At 67.1% G+C, this 17,060-nt stretch carries 15 protein-coding genes; 9 read left to right on the forward strand and 6 right to left on the reverse strand.

Annotated features, from left to right (window positions below):
• Positions 1-205: 205 nt before the first annotated feature.
• Complete coding sequence (locus tag KO481_RS12550) at positions 206-1,462, reverse strand: MFS transporter (RefSeq protein ID WP_215917211.1); 1,257 nt, start codon at positions 1,460-1,462, stop codon at positions 206-208.
• Positions 1,463-1,561: 99 nt separating this feature from the next.
• Between KO481_RS12550 and KO481_RS12555 the strand changes: the two genes are divergently transcribed.
• The 6 genes from KO481_RS12555 (at position 1,562) to KO481_RS12580 (ending at position 6,598) form a co-directional block, all read left to right on the forward strand.
• Entirely contained in the window at positions 1,562-2,059 is a 498-nt protein-coding gene (locus KO481_RS12555) for an Lrp/AsnC family transcriptional regulator (RefSeq protein ID WP_215917212.1), read from the forward strand.
• 588 nt (positions 2,060-2,647) lie between these two features.
• Positions 2,648-3,646, forward strand: coding sequence for a prolyl aminopeptidase (pip, locus tag KO481_RS12560; RefSeq protein WP_215917213.1), 999 nt, complete (start codon positions 2,648-2,650; stop codon positions 3,644-3,646).
• A 73-nt stretch (positions 3,647-3,719) separates the two neighbouring features.
• Entirely contained in the window at positions 3,720-4,406 is a 687-nt protein-coding gene (locus KO481_RS12565) for a hypothetical protein (RefSeq protein ID WP_215917214.1), read from the forward strand.
• Between the two features lie 181 nt (positions 4,407-4,587).
• Complete coding sequence (locus tag KO481_RS12570) at positions 4,588-4,875, forward strand: serine aminopeptidase domain-containing protein (RefSeq protein ID WP_215917215.1); 288 nt, start codon at positions 4,588-4,590, stop codon at positions 4,873-4,875.
• An 8-nt stretch (positions 4,876-4,883) separates the two neighbouring features.
• Complete coding sequence (locus KO481_RS12575) at positions 4,884-5,753, forward strand: dioxygenase family protein (RefSeq protein ID WP_215917216.1); 870 nt, start codon at positions 4,884-4,886, stop codon at positions 5,751-5,753.
• A complete protein-coding gene (locus KO481_RS12580; RefSeq protein WP_245400758.1) occupies positions 5,750-6,598 on the forward strand; it encodes an iron-containing alcohol dehydrogenase in 849 nt (282 codons plus the stop codon). The genes KO481_RS12575 and KO481_RS12580 overlap by 4 nt, the downstream gene beginning before the upstream one ends.
• A 177-nt stretch (positions 6,599-6,775) precedes the next feature.
• Here KO481_RS12580 and KO481_RS12585 read toward each other — a convergent pair whose 3' ends face one another.
• Together KO481_RS12585 and KO481_RS12590 are read right to left on the reverse strand one after the other, a co-directional pair.
• Positions 6,776-7,963, reverse strand: coding sequence for an FG-GAP repeat domain-containing protein (locus tag KO481_RS12585; protein WP_215917217.1), 1,188 nt, complete (start codon positions 7,961-7,963; stop codon positions 6,776-6,778).
• A 606-nt stretch (positions 7,964-8,569) separates the two neighbouring features.
• Positions 8,570-10,903 carry a thiamine pyrophosphate-binding protein gene (locus tag KO481_RS12590; RefSeq protein WP_215917218.1) on the reverse strand — a complete coding sequence of 778 codons (2,334 nt, stop codon included), beginning with the start codon at positions 10,901-10,903 and terminating at the stop codon, positions 8,570-8,572.
• A gap of 141 nt (positions 10,904-11,044) precedes the next feature.
• On the opposite strand from KO481_RS12590, the gene KO481_RS12595 reads away from it, so the two are divergent.
• The 3 genes from KO481_RS12595 (at position 11,045) to KO481_RS12610 (ending at position 14,283) form a co-directional block, all read left to right on the forward strand.
• Positions 11,045-11,527 (forward strand): Lrp/AsnC family transcriptional regulator, encoded by a 483-nt coding sequence (locus tag KO481_RS12595; RefSeq protein ID WP_215917382.1) that lies wholly within the window; start codon positions 11,045-11,047, stop codon positions 11,525-11,527.
• Entirely contained in the window at positions 11,524-13,260 is a 1,737-nt protein-coding gene (locus KO481_RS44715) for an AraC family transcriptional regulator ligand-binding domain-containing protein (RefSeq protein WP_372452003.1), read from the forward strand. Before KO481_RS12595 ends, KO481_RS44715 begins: the two co-directional genes overlap by 4 nt.
• A gap of 105 nt (positions 13,261-13,365) precedes the next feature.
• Positions 13,366-14,283, forward strand: a complete 918-nt coding sequence (locus tag KO481_RS12610) for a LysR family transcriptional regulator (RefSeq protein ID WP_215917220.1) — start codon at positions 13,366-13,368, stop codon at positions 14,281-14,283.
• A 7-nt stretch (positions 14,284-14,290) separates the two neighbouring features.
• On the opposite strand, the gene KO481_RS12615 is transcribed toward KO481_RS12610, so the two are convergent.
• From KO481_RS12615 to KO481_RS12625, 3 genes are all read right to left on the reverse strand, one after another.
• Entirely contained in the window at positions 14,291-14,884 is a 594-nt protein-coding gene (locus KO481_RS12615; RefSeq protein ID WP_215917221.1) for an NADPH-dependent F420 reductase, read from the reverse strand.
• On the reverse strand, positions 14,884-16,374 hold the full coding sequence (locus tag KO481_RS12620; protein ID WP_308166556.1) for an aldehyde dehydrogenase family protein: 1,491 nt from the start codon (positions 16,372-16,374) through the stop codon (positions 14,884-14,886). The genes KO481_RS12615 and KO481_RS12620 overlap by 1 nt, the downstream gene beginning before the upstream one ends.
• Before the next feature lie 286 nt (positions 16,375-16,660).
• Positions 16,661-17,041, reverse strand: a complete 381-nt coding sequence (locus KO481_RS12625) for a tautomerase family protein (RefSeq protein ID WP_215917222.1) — start codon at positions 17,039-17,041, stop codon at positions 16,661-16,663.
• Between the last annotated feature and the right edge of the window lie 19 nt (positions 17,042-17,060).

The following is a 17,060-nucleotide window of genomic DNA, read 5'->3' on the forward strand; positions in this document are numbered from 1 at the left end:
GTGACGAATCCATGACGCCCTCGACGGGCACTCGCCATCAACGACTCGATCCATTTCGCGCCCTGGAATCGGCATTACCACGCCATGGCTCCTCGGGGGATGCTGACACTCAGGCCGTCGAGCTCGAGTAGCCGAATCCAATACAGTGACCTATAGCGGAATGGGTTTCGCCTGTACGAATCGGCCATCGGGGCCGCCGTGCGAATCAATCACTTTGCCGTCGTGTTGGTTTCGGCGGCGGCGGTGATGACGGCGGGGTTCGGTCCAAATCACCGGCAGGTCGCAGCCCAGACTGGGGGTCGCCTCGGCTACCCGACGTGCGGAGCAGGAGCATGGCGGGTACGGCCAGTAAGGCCAGCGACAGCACGGCGAGCAGACCGTAACCACCAGCCGCAAAGCCCGCGGTGGAAGCCGCTGTGGCCACGGCCGATCCGCCCCACACCCGCGATTCCACCGCGCCCTGCAACCGCATTCGATCCACCGCGGGCAGGTTGCCCGCGATCAGACTGCTCGCGCCGATGTAGGCGAGATTCCAGCCGTAGCCGAGCAGGAACAGCACGATCGCGAAGGTCATGCCACCGGAAGAGGTTACGGCCGAGACCGACGAGATCGCCAGCAGCGCAAGGCCGATGGCGATCAGGGCGCGTCCGCCGAAGCGGTCACACAGCAGGCCCGACAGCGGCGCCAGGGCGAACATCCCGAAGGTGTGCGCGGAAATCATTGCACCGACCATCGATACGCTGTGGCTGTGCTGATGGATGGCGACCGGGGCCGCGGTCATGATCGTCGTCATCACGATCTGCGCGGCCAGCATCGTGGTCAGCGACAGCCGCATCGGTGGTAGGCGCGGCGAGGTCCGCGGTCCCTCGACGACGCGTAGGCCGCGCGGCAGTGTGGTCGCGGCGAGCGCGGCGGTCGTCACCGCGATCGCGCTGAGCAGGAACACACCCGTGGCCCCCGAGTGGCCGATCCGCAGGGCCGTCGATACCGGCGCCAGCAGCAGCGGACCGCCCACGGCCCCAAGGGTTCCCGCCCACACCACGATCGCCAGGGCGCCGCCGGGCCGCTCCGGGCGCAGGTCGGTGGCGACGTAGCGGGACAGCTGTGCGGCCGAATTGCCCACGCCGAGTAGCACCATGCCCGCGATCAGCAGCCACACCGACGTGGCCGACGCGACCGCCAGGACGCCCCCGGCCATGCCGACGGTGTACCCGGCTACCAGTCCCGTGCGCCGTCCCCGCCGTGCCATGAGGGCGGTCAGCGCCGCGGCACCGGCCGCCGTGCCCACCACACCGGCGGCACTCGGCAACCCGGCCCAGCTCGGACCGAGCTCGTCGGCGGCGGTCAGCGTGCCCATCGTGCTGGCGCTCACCATCGCCAGGCTCATCGCCGCCGCGCCGGTGAACAGCGCGGCCAGCCATCGGCGGTTCCGCAGCATCGGTGCGGTCTCGATTACGGTCATGCGACAACGCTATTTACCTGCTGAGCTGCAAAGAATAAGCTATGCATGGAGATTCGGTCGCAACGGCTGCCGATCGAAACGCATTCGGGAGGTATCGCTTTGCAGTCGAACAAACCCCTCGATGACACCGATTGGCAGATCCTCGCCGAGCTCCAGGCGGACGGGCGCCTGTCCTACAACGAGCTCGCCCGGCGGGTCCACCTGTCCTCGCCCGCCGTCGCCGAACGGGTGCGGCGACTCGAGGGTGCAGGCGTGATCACCGGCTACCAGGCCCGCGTCGACCCGGCCCGCACCGGCCTACCGATCCTGGCGTTCATCCAGCTGCAGTGCGCGATGGGCCGCTGCCTGCTGAAAACCAGTGCGGCCGAGAACTATCCGGAAGTCGTCGAGGTACACAAACTCAGCGGCAGCCACTGCACCCTGCTCAAGGTCCGCGCGGCATCCCTGCACCATTTCGAGGGCCTATGCGAACGCATCGGCGAACATGGCCCGATCGAGACCCACATCGTCCTGTCCACGCAGTACGAGGCCCGCTCGATCGTCCAGACGGCCGCCGACCGCCCCGTCACCAGCCCGGCCGGTTGGACGCGCCCGTAACCGAGATAGCATGCGCCGCAACATTGCCCGCGCCCAGCCGATTACGCGACCGCAATCGAGACGGCGAGCCGCAGCACTGTGATTCCCGAGTCTGGCGACTCGAACATCCTGCGCTGCACCATGCTTCCGAGATGGGCTACTCAGCGCGGATGGGCTACTCAGCGCGGCGCAACGAGGGTTCGGCGGTGTCGTGAGTAGGCACTGCTCGAGCTGCTTCGGCGGACGTCGAGACCAGACGTCGATCGGTGAGCTGTGCCCAAAGCGGCCAACGCCGAGCGTCCGATCGCGATCAGCGAGCGTTGCCCGGCAGCCGTGAGTCGTTCCACCCATTGATCTTCCGGGGGAATCCGTTCCCGTGTTCACAGTGTCCCCGGCGGGCGCCATCAGGCAGCGCTTCACTCCGCGCCGGCCCACCCTCACTCTGACAGGTGCACACGCGAAGGCCCGGTGCATCGAGAGTCGAGTGCGACCACGATCCCTGCGTGGTCCAGTTCTTCGCGTAACAGGGTGTTGTCGTGGTGCAGCGCGGCCGGGGCACGCTCGCGCCGTCGTCGACGCCGCGTGCCTCCTCCGCTAACCTCGGCAACCGTGCCGACGTCACTTCCCCCGATAGACCCGTACGCCGACGGTCTGCTCGATGTCGGCGAGGAGAACCAGGTGTACTGGTGTACCAGCGGCAACCCTGCGGGCCGACCGGCTCTGGTGGTGCACGGGGGGCCTGGCAGCGGGAGCAGTCCGGGGCCGCGGAAGTTGTTCGATCCGAATGTCTTCCGGATCGTGCAGTTCGATCAGCGCGGTTGTGGGCGGAGCATTCCGAGCGCCGCCGACCCGGGCACCGACATGGCGGTGAACACCACTGAGCACCTGATCGCGGATATGGAGCGGCTGCGTGCCCACCTCGGCATCGACCGCTGGCTGCTGTACGGCGGGTCCTGGGGTTCGACGCTCGTCCTCGCCTATGCCGAGCGGTACCCAGAGCGGGTCACCGGGATTGTGCTGGTCGGCGTCACCACCACCCGGCGGCGCGAGATCGACTGGCTGTACCGGGGCGTCGCACGGCTGCTACCCGCCGAGTGGGAGCGGTTCCGGGCCGCGCTTCCCAGCGGCGGTGACCTGGTCGAGGGCTATCGGCAGCAGCTGGAACACCCAGACGCGGTGGTGCGCCGCAGCGCCGCGATCGAGTGGTGTCGCTGGGAGGACGCGGTGATCGCGCACGAATCCCTGGGCAGCCCAGGGCAGTACAGCGCCAAGCCGGACACCGCCATGCTCGCCTTCGTCCGAATCTGCACGCACTACTTCGCGCACGCGGCGTGGCTCGACGAAGGCGTGCTGCTGCGCGAGGCTGGACGGCTGGCCGGGATCCCCGGCGAACTGATCCACGGCCGCCTCGATCTCAGCGCACCTCTCGAAACCGCCTGGGAACTCGCAAATGTCTGGCCCGACGCCCGCTTGCACGTCATCGACGACTCCGGCCACACCGGCAGTCCCGCTATGGGCGAGGCACTTGCCCGTGCCATCGCCCGCTTCGCGCAGCCTGATGACTGTCGGATCGGCGAGGTTCGGTCTTGTAAATCATCTGAGCCGTAGGGCGATGGTGGCGATGGCGAGTTCGGGGGTGATCGTTACCGAGCTGGAATGGTTCTAGTCGATAATGTGTTGTGTGGGTTCGGATTTCGCCACCTTCGCAGTCGCAGCGGTCGGGGTCGCGGGCACTCTCGGTGCGACGGTCGTTACGCAGATTGCGGCGCTGCGGGGTAGACGGTTCGATGCCGAGAACACGCGGATTCGGCAGGCAGAGGATCGAGCGGAGTCTGCCCGTAAGAACGAGCTGGACGAGAAGCGGTCGGTGTATTCCGATCTCAACGCGGCGGTGCGGGACTACCGGATGGCCTTGCACGACTGCGTATTGGAGCCCGGCCGTGGACATTCTGTTCGGCTGAAACGCGTGGATGATGCGCGAGCGCGCTATCGCGAGATGTATGCGCGGGCCCAGATGATCGTGCCGGAACGAGTGCTGATCGTTGTTTCTGAAATAGATCTTGGCCTGGGGAACTGTTTCCGGACATTGACCAATGTGGTCGACGCCGGCACCGATCGACGGATGGAGGTGTCGCACCGATGGCTGGACGGACCCGGTTCCGAGGCGATCTGGTTGTTGCGAGAGGTGCTGCGTGAAGATCTCGGGACCGCGGGCTCTCTCGCTGATCTGGACGGTCGGCTGGACAGGCTGCGTCAAGCGCGGGTGGAGGCTCTCGGCTCGGTCGGCGGGGGCCCGGAGTGCGGTCTCGTTGGTGACGCCGGCGTGCAGCAGCACAAGGTGGCGGCGCCGACCCGAGAGCTGAGCTGAGCTGCGGAGGCTCATCGTCGCGGTTGTTGTCGATAGCCGGCCGAAGCCAATAAGCGCCATTCGGCAATACCGCGCATCGCCAGCGTCGAGCACTCCGCCTACGTCCACCCGCGGGCTGTGCAACTGGCGTGGCGGCCTGGCTCCGCTCATCGCCGTCCCCGGAAGAGTGGGTTTCGTTTGTATGAATCAGGCAGCCGATAGTTGTGGCGGCGCAGCCGAATTCTGCTCGCCGACGACCGCCTGCTCGACACCTACGGGACGGCTGCGCTGCCCGCTGCTGGTCCTGCACGGTGGTCGCGATCCCATCGTCGAGCTCGCCGACCAGCGGCCGTTCGTCGACGCCGCCGACACCGGCGATGCCACGCTGCAGGTGTGGGACGACGGCGAGCACACTATCTACAACCATTCCGCCGAGCGCACCGCCGTCGTCGCCGACTGGTTCGCCGCCCGGTTCTCCGTCAGAAAGTGAGGCGCCCGATGGAACTCACCGAACACACCACCACCGCCGCGGTTCAGGCCAGCTTCGCCGCCACGCCGGACGACCGGCTGCGCACCGTCATGACCGCACTGACCGCGCATCTGCACGCGTTCGTCCGCGACGTCCGCCCGACCCACGAGGAATGGGAACAGGCGATCGAATTCCTCACCGAGGTCGGGCACACCTGCACCGACACCCGGCAGGAGTTCGTGCTGCTGTCGGATGTGCTCGGCGTATCGGCACTGGTGGAGACGATCAACGGTGACGAGGCCGGCGCGACGGAGAACACCGTGCTCGGGCCGTTCCATGCGACGGTGTCCCCGCCGCGGGCACTGGGCGACACCATCGACATGCTCGGCGAAGGCACCCCGTGCGTGGTGACCGGCCGGGTGCTCGGCGTCGACGGCACCCCGCTGGGCGCCGCCGTCATCGACGTGTGGCAGTGCGACAAGAACGGCTTCTACGATGTGCAACAGCCGGATCGCCAGCCCGCGGGTAACGGCCGCGGCCTTTTCCACACCGCCGCCGACGGCCGCTACTGGTTCCGGACCGTGGTGCCCAGTCACTACCCGGTCCCCGATGACGGTCCGGTCGGGCAGCTGCTGCACGCCACCGCCCGGCATCCGTACCGCCCGGCGCACATTCACTTCATCGCCGAGGCGCCCGGACATCGGCCGGTCACCACGCACGTCTTCGTCGCGGACAGTCCCTACATCGACGGCGACACCGTATTCGCGGTACGCGACAGCCTGATTCGAGTATTCGCCGAGTCCGATGACGCCGTACGGGCCGAAAGTCTCGGGACCACAGCGCCTTTCCGGCACGTCGAGTTCGATATCGTGCTCGCCGAGAGCGACGGCACACGATGACGGACGGCTTCACCTACCAGGCAGCTCCGATGCGAGTCGTCTTCGGCGCGGGCAGCATCGACCGGCTCCGGGCCGAGGCCGAACAGCTCCGGTTACGCCGGGCGCTGGTGCTGTCCACGCCCAGTCAGGACGCCCTGGCCCAGCGGGCCGCCGAACAACTCGGCGATCTGGCGGCCGGCGTCTTCGGGCAGGCCCGGATGCACGTTCCCGTGGAGACGGCTCGCGCTGCTGCGGCCGCCGCACAGGCCGCTGGCGCCGATGGCTGCGTGGCCCACCTATTCCGGCTCGGAGATGACACCGATCTGGGGGCTCACCGAAGCGGGCCGCAAGCGCACCGGCCGCGACCCGATCGTGTTGCCGCGCAGCGTAATCTACGATCCCGAACTGTCCGCCGGTCTGCCCCTGGCGATTTCGGGCACCAGCGCCCTCAACGCCATGGCACACGCGATGGAGGCACTGTACGCCCCGGACGCCTCCCCGATACCGTCGGTGATGGCCGAGCAGGGCGCGCGCGCCCTCGCCGCCGCACGTTCGACCTCCCACACGCCCAGACCCACGCGGTCCTGCTCCCGTACGTTGCGGCCTTCACCCTGCCGCGCGCACCCCGGGCGTGCGAGATCCTGCGCCGCGCCCTGAACACCGATTCGCCCGCCCGCGCGTTCGCACACCTCGCCGAACTGTCCGGCGCACCCGGATCCCTTGCCGCACTGGGACTGCGCGAGTCCGACCTGAACGACGTCGTCGAGCAGACGATCGGCGACGCGTACTCGGCGCCCATCCCGGCCACGCCACGAGAACTACGGGACCTGCTGACCCGGGCATGGCGCGGTCTCCGAGTCGAGTAGACCGAGTACGGCACATCGCCCGCCCACCGCAGCGGAACCTGCACAAGCGGGCGATGACGACGAGATGCCAGAAATGATGAAAGCCATCGCAATGCGATGGCTTTCGTCGTTCAGTGTCCGGAGAGGGCGTTCAGGGCGAGCCGGTGTGAAGCGCCGCCGATGATGCGGACGGCGATATCAGGCCGGATGGGTGGTCACCGGTGTGAATGTACCGTCGCCATTGCCGTGCAGCACCGAAATCGTGCCGTCACCGCCGTTCGCGACCACGGCGCTGATCTTGCCGTCGTGGAAGAAGTCGGCCAGTCCGACCGAGAACGGCAACGCACCCACCGGAACATCGACACCACGGGTGAACGTGCCGTCCCCGTTGCCGAGGTACACGGTGATGGTGTTCGAGCCGAGGTTGGCCTGGACGATGTCGGTCCGGCCGATGTGCCGCAGATCGGCGAACTCGAAGCACTGCGGGAGCAGGCCGGTTGGATAGGTCCGTGGCTGGCCGTATGTGCCGTCGCCGTTGTTCAGCAGAACGGAGATCGCGCTGGAACCGAGGCTGGAGAAGATGATGTCCTGCTTGCCGTTGTGCCGCAGGTCCTGGAACCGGCCGTACCACGGGGTGAGCGCGCCGGTCGAGTAGTACACCGGAGGCCGGAAGCTGCCGTCTCGGTTGCCGCGGTACACCTGGACCGTGTCGTTGACATAGTTGCCGCGCAGGAAGCTGAGGTTGCCGTCCCCGTACACATCGGCCGCGTCGGCCGACCCGGAACCCAGGCCTCCTTCGGCCGATACCGACTGGGCGGGCTGGAAGGTGCCATCGGGGTTGCCGCGAAGCACGGACAGGGTCGGCTCCTGGTTGGAAATGACCATGTCGAGGTTGCCGGTGTGCCGGAAGTCCCCGAGTGCCAAAGCGCCGGGCCCGATGCCGGTGGGGTAGTCGACCGCCGGCTTGAAGGTGCCGTCCCCCTTGCCCATCAGGACGGACACGGTGCTCGACGTCATATTGGTCACGGCCAGGTCGAGGATGCCGTCGTGGTTGAAGTCGCCCACGCCGACGTAGTCGGCCTGGATGCCGGTGGTGTACCGCTTGGCCGGGGCGAAGGTGCCGTCGGCGTTGTTCAGGAACACCGAGATCGTCGCGGTGGCACCATAATCGGCGACGATGACATCGGAGCGACCGATGTGCCGCAGATCCGCGACCGACAGCACGGCTGGAACCGCGGCCAACGGCGGAAGGTTGCCGGCGAGCTTGATCACTGACGGATCGACCAGCTTGGGTGGAACGTCGGCCGATGCCGGCCCACCACACAAAGCCACGCTGACGAAAGCGAGGGAAGCTGCCGCGATGGCGGCGAGCCTGGAGCGAAACATTCTTTCTCCTCAGGTTCGTCCTCCAGCCGGACTTCACGACCGGTGCCGCTGTTGAGCAGGCTGGAAGAATGCGGCGACCGCGTGACCATGTCGTGTTCACCTGGGGCGCAGGTGAGTTGGCGGTAGCCGACAGTTAGCGTAGCTGCTGCCCAATGGTGGGAAGGGTGAATATTTGACCATGGGAGCGCGCGGTCATAGGGCCTCGGGCCGCTGCGCGCCGAGCTCGTACGCGGACAGGTCCACGAGGGCGGTGGCGCGTACTCGGCGCCCATCTCGGTCACGCCACGAGAACTGCGGCACCTGCTGACCCGGGCGTGGCGTGGTCTCCGGGGCGAGTAGGGAAAGGCACATCGCCCGCCCGCGGCTGAAGAAGCTGCAACGAGGCCACCATGGTGGCGCGCCTGGAGGCGATCGCCACGGTCCGATGACCGCCTCGGCCCCACCTGCGCGACGCACGGAACCCGTTGTCCCGCACGAGGAAAGTTTCACCGCAGCTGCGCCGGCTCGAATCCCGCTTCGAGTCGGGCGCGTACCGCGGTGAGGTAGCGGGCCGCGTGCGCTCTGTTGAGGGCACATGGATTCGGCTTCTGTGGTGTCGGGTCGGACTCAGTCGACGAGATCGAGGGCGGCGCGCACGATGCTGTCGGCGTCGATTCCGTGATATCGGTAGACGTCCTCGAGGGCGCCGACCTGACCGAATGTCGTGACGCCCAGGGCGGATGCCCGGACGCTGTTGATGGTGGCCAGGAAGGCCAGGGTGTGCGGATGGCCGTCCAGGACCGTGATCATCGGCGCCGCGCGGTGCGCCGGAAACGCCTGGTCGAGAATCCAGGAGGGCCCGGCGCCGAGTCCACGGCGCGCCTGTAACGCCTCGAACAACAGTCCCGGCGAGGTCACACAGACGACGTCGGACGCGATGCCCTGGTCGGCGAGACGATCTGCCGCGCACAGGATTTCGGTCATCATCGCGCCCATCCCGACCAGGGTGACCTCGGGCGCCTCGGCGTGCCGCAGTGGATAGGCGCCCGCCACGACCTGGCGGCGGCGCCGCTCGCGGGCGGCGGCATCGGCGGGGATCGCGGCCAGCGCCTGGTCGACCGGGCGGGTCGACAGCCGCAGGTACGAGGACTTGCCGTCCTCGCGTCCGAGCAGTCCGATGCAGGCCAGCAACGCCCACTCCACGTCGATGGCGAAGGCCGGTTCGTAGCTCACGCATCCCGGCTGTTCGAGCCCCACCGAGGGCGTCGTGATCGACTGGTGCGCACCGCCTTCGGCGGCCAGCGTGACCCCGGACGGAGTGCCGACCAGGATCGACTGGCCACCGGCGTAGATACCGTAGGACCACGGTTCCAGCGCACGCTCGACGAACGGATCGTAGAGCACCCCGATGGGGAACAACGGGTGGCCCCAGCGGCTCCAGGTTGCGCCGAGCTCCCCGATCAGCCCGACCAGATTGGTCTCCGCGATCCCGAGTTCCATATGCTGCCCGGTGGGCTTCTCCCGCCAGTGCATGATCGTCTCGGCATCGTCGGCGAACCAATCGTGGCGTTCGTGTGGTGACCACACTCCGACCTTGTTCAGCCATCCCGCCAGATTCGTCGTGGAACTCACGTCGGGACTGACGGTGACGATGCGCTCGGCGGCATCGGGCGCGGCCCGGCTGATGTCGAGCAGCACCCGGCCCAGGGCGGCCTGGGTGGTGGCCCGGCCCGACGGTGTGCGGCCGAAATCGTCCGGAACCGTCGGTGGGGCACCGTATTCCGTGCGAGGCCGGGTGAGCCGCCCCGCCACCGCGCGGCAGAGCGTGGCCGCGGTGCTGTTCTCGGGGAACGGTGCCCAGGGATCGCCGGGGTCGGCGCCGAGTTCGGTCGCGAGCTGCTGGTACTGCTCGGCGGTCAGCAGGGACGAATGGTTCTGTGGATGGCCCTGGGTCGGCAGGCCCCAGCCCTTGATCGTGTAGGCGATGATCGCGGTCGGCCGGTTGTCGTCGATCTCGGCGTAGGCGGCGCGCAGCGCGTCGAGATCGTGTCCACCCAGGTTGCGGATCGCGCGCAGTAGCGTGGCATCGTCGAGCTCGCGGATCAGCGCGGTGATCGCCGCGGCTTCGGTGCCGGTCCCCGGCAGCCGGTCGCGGACCTCGGCGGCCGAGCACCGCAGCAGGCGTTGATATTCCGGATTGGACATGCCCAGGATCCGGCTGCGCAGGGCGGGGCCGCGGTCGAGCTGGAACAGCGATTCGAGCTGGTGGCCGAACCGTACCGTGATCACCTGCCAACCCGCCGCGGTGAACATCGATTCGAGCCGGGCCGCGGCGATATGGGGAACGATGCGGTCGAGGGATTGGCGATTGAGATCGACGATCCACACGATCTCGCCGATCTCGCCGACCGACGGGTCCAGCACCGCCTCCCACACCGCGCCCTCGTCGAGTTCCGCATCACCGACCAGGGAGTACTGCCGGCCGGTGCCCGCGCGGCCGCCGGCGTGCGTGTTGACATAGCGGCGCGCGATGGCGCCCCAGATCGGCGCGGTCGCCCCGATACCCACCGATCCGGTCGAATAGTCCACGGGGTCGGGGTCCTTGGTGCGACTGGGATAGGACTGCAGCCCACCGAACTCGCGCAGCGTCGTCAGGTACTCGCGATCCAGTTCGCCGAGCAGATAGTTGATCGCGTGCAGCACCGGCGACGCATGGGGTTTGACCGAGACCCGGTCGCCGGGCCGGAGTTGCTCGAACCACAGCGACGTCATGATCGACACCATCGACGCACACGATGCCTGATGGCCGCCGACCTTGAGGCCCGAGGGGTTCGGCCGAATCCTGTTGGCGTGGTGGATCATCGCGGTCGACAGCCACAGCACCCGTTGCTCGATCTCGACGAGTGCACCGGTCGCGTCGGTGGCGGCGGGAATGCGGTCGAAGGTCACCGTGTCGTTCATCGTCTCTGTCCTTGCCGTCCGCGATATTTGTGCATATCGATCAGCGAGTTGACCATAGACGCACAATAGTGACAATCTGTTGATGGAAATTTCAGCAATATGCACGCGCACGGCGATTGCTCGCTTCGGAAGGTTGGCATTATGCCCACGACATCCACCGTCGACGCGCTCGACGCCCGGATTCTCGACGCGCTGAGCGTGGACCCCCGTGCGACGGTGCTCGCGCTCGCCGAGTCGACGGGTCTGTCCCGCAATACAGTGCAGGCGCGCCTCGCCAAGTTCGACAAGCAGGGTGTGCTGCGCACATTCGAACGGCGCATCGATCCGGCGGCGCTGGGCTATCCGCTCGATGCGGTGATCATGACCCGGGTCGTCCAGCGTGCGCTGTCGGCGATCGCCGTGGCGCTCGAGGACATCCCTGAGGTGACCGAGGTGCAGGGCCTCAGCGGCGTGACGGACCTGCTGGTGCATGTGGTGGCCCGCGACGCCGACGATCTCTATCGCATCGCGGGCCGCATTCTCGACATCGACGGCGTCGAACAGACCACCACCGCGCTCGTTATGCGCCAGCTCATGGAGTACCGGGTAAGGCCGCTCGTGCGGCGGCTCGCAAGCACGGAATGACGGCGATCGGCCGCCGCTGGTCCTTCAGGCGAACCGTTCGGCGAGCCGCCATCGCCCGCGCGCACCGCCATGCCGCCGGTGCCCGCCACGACGGCCACACACAGGCCGAACCTCCCGGCGGGATCGATACCGAACCTGCCGATCACGGACTCGGACGTTCCCGCGGTGGCTGGACCACCAAGACGCATCTGGCGTGCGAGCAGGGCCGCAAGGTGCTTTCGATCGTGATCACCGCTGGTCAGCGTGGCGACAGCCCGCAGTTCACGGCTGTGCTCGACGGTATCGCAGTGCCCCGGCCCGGGAAGGGTCGTGCGCGGACCCGGCCGGAGAGGGTGCGTGCCGACAAGGCCTACAGCTCACACGCCAACCGCGCGCACCTGCGTGAACGCGGGATCAAGGCCACCACCCCGATCAAGGCCGACCAAGCCGCCAATCGTAAGAAGAAGGGCTCCGCCGGCGGACGGCCACCTGCCTTCGACGCCGACGATTACAAGCTGCGTCACGCCGTGGAATGCGGTATCGGCCAGTTGAAGGAAAACCGGGCCGTGGCAACCCGATACGACTCGCCGTCCGCTACCAGGCCACCATCCACATCGCAGCCATCAACCAATGGCTACGACACGGGTGAGGGCGGGCGACTGCCCACCCTCACCGCTTATGACACATGGACTAGCATGCGAGCACGCGAACCGAACGCCTCGAGCCGCCGTTCCTATCATGATCAAGTGTTCGATTCAGTTCCCAGCTACAGCGTGGCACTCGCCAAAGGCGTGCTGACGATCGCCGACGATGGCGCGAATGGCCTAAAGCTGTTACGCAGCAGCGGTCTTCCCGACATCGTTGCCACCGGCTGCCACGGCACCGTCTCCGCCCACGGATATCTGCGGCTGTGGGAACACGCCGAATTCCTGCTCGATGCCCCCGATGTGGGCCTGCGAGGCAGCACTGCCTACCGGCTCGGTATGCTCGGGATTTTTGATTATCTGTTCAGCACCGCCGAAACTGTGGCCGATGGGTTCGTGGCGCTGCAGGCCGGAGGGGCCACCACCAATCAGCGGCTCGGCCCCAACCCGCACGATGATTGCGACGAAACTCGGACAATGGCACTGGAATTGATACACGGTGAAGGCCGTGGCGCCGAACTGGCGATACAGGCGGCCGTCGGCGGCATGCTCGGTCGCATCAGGCACGCCACCGGTCATGATCTCGCACCGACTCGAATCACGTTGCGACAGAAGCAACCTCGACATCATGGCCGGTTCGTCGAGGCCTTCGGCACTCAGCGGCTCGAATTCGGCGCCCCGATCGACAGCATCACGCTGCGCCGCGCGGACCTGGCGCGTCCCCTGCGCACCGCCGACCCGGCGCTCGCTCGCATCCTACGAGAGCACGCCGCCTCGTTGCCCCGGATCCGACTGGATTCACCAGCCTGGCCGGAGCTGGTGCACGAAATTATCGTCGATTCGCTGGGCGCCGATGACATCACATTAGCGGCGGTGGCCCACCGGCTGGCCGTCAGCCCCCGCACCCTGCAACGCCGCCTCGCCGAGGCAGACACAACATGGCGAGGCGAGATCGACCGCGCCCGGCAGGCACTAGCCGAACGTGTGATCCACGACCATCACAACCGCTCCATCTTGGCCAGACGCCTGGGCTACTCCGACACTCGGGCCCTTCGCCGTGCCACCCGACGCTGGCAAGCACAGGCCCCAGCACCGTCGGTAGTGAACTGACGCAATTGCCCTGCGGTCGAAAAATAAAGTGCGCGACGCATTCGGTCCCGTGATCGGCATATGCGGTCCTGTTGGAGACGGGACCGAACCGGTAGATCTGGTCCGGTGCAGATTGGGTGGAACGAGTCGGCGATCGATCCCGGCGCGTTGCGGGTGTTTGTGGTCCTGGCCGAAGAGCTGCATTTCGGCCGGACCGCCGCGCGACTTTCGATGTCACAGCCACGCGTAAGCCAGGTCGTTCGGTCGCTGGAGCGACAGATCGACGGCTCGCTGTTTACCCGGACCAGTCGACGGGTCCAGCTCACTCCGCTCGGCCGAGAGCTGCTGCTTGGGGCGGCTCCAGCGTTGCGCGAGATCGACCGGGTGGTGGCGGCGACCCGGAATTCGGCACGCAGCTTGCGGATTGGATTTCTCGGGCCATTCGCCAGCACACTCGATAGGGCGATCGCGATATTTCGCGGGCAACAGCCCGAGTTTCCCGTGCGCCTGGTCCAGTTGCCCTGGGGTGGCGCATTCGACGCACTGCGCCGCGGCGAGATCGATATGCAGGTGTACCTGTGGCCGGTTGCCGAGGGTGACCTGACGACTGGTCCCATCGTTGGCGAATATCCCCGGATGCTGGCCATTGCCCGCGACCATCCACTCGCCGCGCGCCCGGTGCTTACCCTCGAGGACCTCGGCGACCTCGCGGTAATGCCGCCACCGGCCAACATTCCCCAGCACACCGTGCAAGCCAATTGGCCGCCGGATCGCACGCCGTCGGGTCGCGCGATTCGCGCTGCGGGCTCGGTACACACCGAAGCGGAGACGCTGGGTGCGGTCGCCCGCGGAGACGCGGTACACGTGACCTCGAGTGCGATGGCAGCGCACTTCACCCATCCCGGAGTGGCCTACGTCTCATTCACCGGCATGCCGCCGGTGCAGGCAGTTTTGGTGTGGCACAAGCGGAACTCATGCACGAAGGTGCTGGAGTTCGCGGCGCTGGCCGAGCGGGCATGCCGCTCGGCCAGCGCCGTCGCCTGAGGCGCCGCTACCTAGTTGTGCGCTCGAGCAGCCGTAGCGCGAGATCCCGAGGTGCGCTGGAGCTGTAGGCAAGCTGCACCATCAGCATCATCGCAGGCTCGACGTAGCGGGACCGGGCCAGCGGACCGGCATCGACGGCGTGCACCCCGATATCGGCGAGCAGCCCCGAGACGATCACCTTGGCCTCCGCGTCGTCTCCACAGACGAACGACGACGGCGGCACATCTTCGTCGAAGTCGAAGCCGGTCCGGGCGATCGCCGCGGCGAATGGCGGCACTGCCGCCACCAACCGGGCCTGCGGCATCAGGGCGGCGATCTGTTCGGCCGCCGAGCTGTCGAAGCCGACTGCCAGCCCGGACAGATCGTCGGTGAGGGCATTCACGCACGACCACACCACCCGGCCCGCCAGCGACGGCGCCATGGCAAGCGCCGCGCCGACCGCACTGTAGGGCACGGCCAGCACGATCACGTCCGCATCGGCGACTACGCGATCGTGCCCGCCGTCTTGGTCGGCATACGAGACTGCGTGCCCGGCCTTTTCGAGTCGGCCGCCGAGGGCGCGGGCGAGGCGGCCTGCGCCGAGAAAACCAAGGGTAGTCATCAGGCTAGATCCATCCATATCGTCTTGAGCTGGGTGTAGGCGTCGAGCGACTCGGGGCCGTTCTCCCGTCCGTACCCGGACGTCTTGTACCCGCCGAACGGCGCGGACGGGTCGTAATGGTGCCAGGTGTTGACCCACACCGTGCCCGCTTGCAGCCGGTGGGCCGCGCGGATCGCGGTGCGGGCGTTAGTGGTCTGTACCCCCGACGCGAGCCCGTAGGGAGTGTCGTTGGCGATCCGGATCGCCTCGTCGAAGTCGGTGAACGGGATCACCGTCAACACCGGGCCGAAGATTTCCTCCCGCGCGATGCGTGTGCTGTTGTCGCCGGGCCCGAAAATCGCGGGCGGGACGAAGAACCCGCGATCGGGGACCTTGGCCTCACTGGCGACCAGCGGAATCCCTGCCTGCTTGCCGCTCTCGATGTAGTCGAGCACCTTGTTGTATTCGGCGCGGGAAGCCAAGGGACCCATCGTGGTTGCCGGATCCAACGGATCGCCGAGCACCGTTGCGGCGCACAGTTTGCGCAGCTGGTCGAGCATGTCGTCCAGGATGTCGCGCTGCACCAGCAGCCGGGTGCCCGCGACGCACACCTCGCCCTTGTTCCACATGCAGGCGAAGAACGCGGTCTGTGCCGCCGCATCGAGATCCGCATCGGCGAATACGATATTCGGGGATTTGCCGCCGAGTTCCAGTGTGACGTGCTTGAATGTCTCCGCCGCACCCTGCGCCAGGCCACGACCGACCGCAGTCGAGCCGGTGAAAGCCACTTTGTCGATCCCGGGCGACCGGACCAGCGCGTCACCGACCACTGCGCCGGGACCGCAGATCGTGTTGTACACCCCGTCCGGGACCCCGGCCTCCTGCATGATCCGCGCGAGAGTCAGTGCCGACAGCGGGGTGTCGGATGCCGGCTTGTGGATCACACAATTGCCTGCGGCCAGCGCGGGGGCGATCTTGCTGACCGACAACACCAGGGGGAAGTTGAACGGCGTGATCGCCGCGATCACACCCAGCGGCTCGCGGCGAGTATAGGCCAGCAGTTCGCCGGGCTGTCCGGGAACCGGTTCGGCGGGCCTGACCGCGCCATCGAATTTGGTTGTCCAGCCACTGAAGTAGCGAAACATGTTGGCGATGTGCGCCACCGCGACATAGCGCGCGTCGGTGTAGAGCATGCCCATGTCCACCGATTCGCGATAAGCCAGCTCGTGCGCGTTGGCGTCGATCAGATCCGCGATACGCAACAGGACCTTGGCTCGTTCGGAGCCGCGCATGCTCGCCCAGCCGGACTCCTCGAAGGCCCGGCGCGCGGCGTCGACCGCGGCGTGGACGTCCTCGACGCCCGCGCTGGCGACGGTGGTGATCACCTCCTCGGTGGCCGGATTGACCGTGGGCAGGGTGGCGCCGCTGAGGCTGTCGCGCCACTGGCCGCCGATGAACAGGCGGCCCGGTTCGATGGCGATCGCCTCAGGACGATCGGATTGAGCAGTCACGGGAATGACGGTCCCTGCCCGGTCGTATCTGATCAATGGACACTTCAGCCGGAATCCATTACAGGGGCTTATCTATCGAGGGTAGCTGCCTCAGCGGCCATCGACTTCGGTGCTGCTACAGCCACATCGCCCCCAGCCATGCCGATTCGGCATTGACTCCGACGTTTTGAAACGGACAACGCAGGCCGAGCTCGACAGCAGGACCTCCTACACCCGTGCCGATCTCGTGGCAAACTCAGTCGCCCGAGCAGTGTGTCTGCCGGGCGACGCGAGTGCCGAACGCGGTTCAGTCCGTTTCGTGCCCGGGCTCGGGCAGTATTTGACCGCCTTCGAAAATGTACTTCGACGGCACATCACGGATGATCGTGCCGACCTCGGCAACGTCACGACCGATGATCTTCGCAGTGGCTTCGGCAACCTCGCGCAGGATGCGCTGCTTGTCCTGATCGGATCGCCCCTCGCGGACCCTGCCGGTGATGACGATATTGTCCGAGGGCTCACCGGCAAGATAGTGATTCTCCGCCTGAATTTCCTCGAACACGACGTTCACCAAACGCGGTGGCGCGGCGGTCACATTGACGTGGATGCTCGTAATTGCCTGGGCCACCTCACGTTTCTGAGCGGTGTCGAGGGTGCCGGCCGGAACTTGGACGGTGTAGATAGGCATAGCAATACTCCTTTGTGTG

The sequence above is a fragment of the Nocardia albiluteola genome, assembly GCF_018860155.1.
Classification (GTDB): Bacteria; Actinomycetota; Actinomycetes; order Mycobacteriales; family Mycobacteriaceae; genus Nocardia; species Nocardia albiluteola.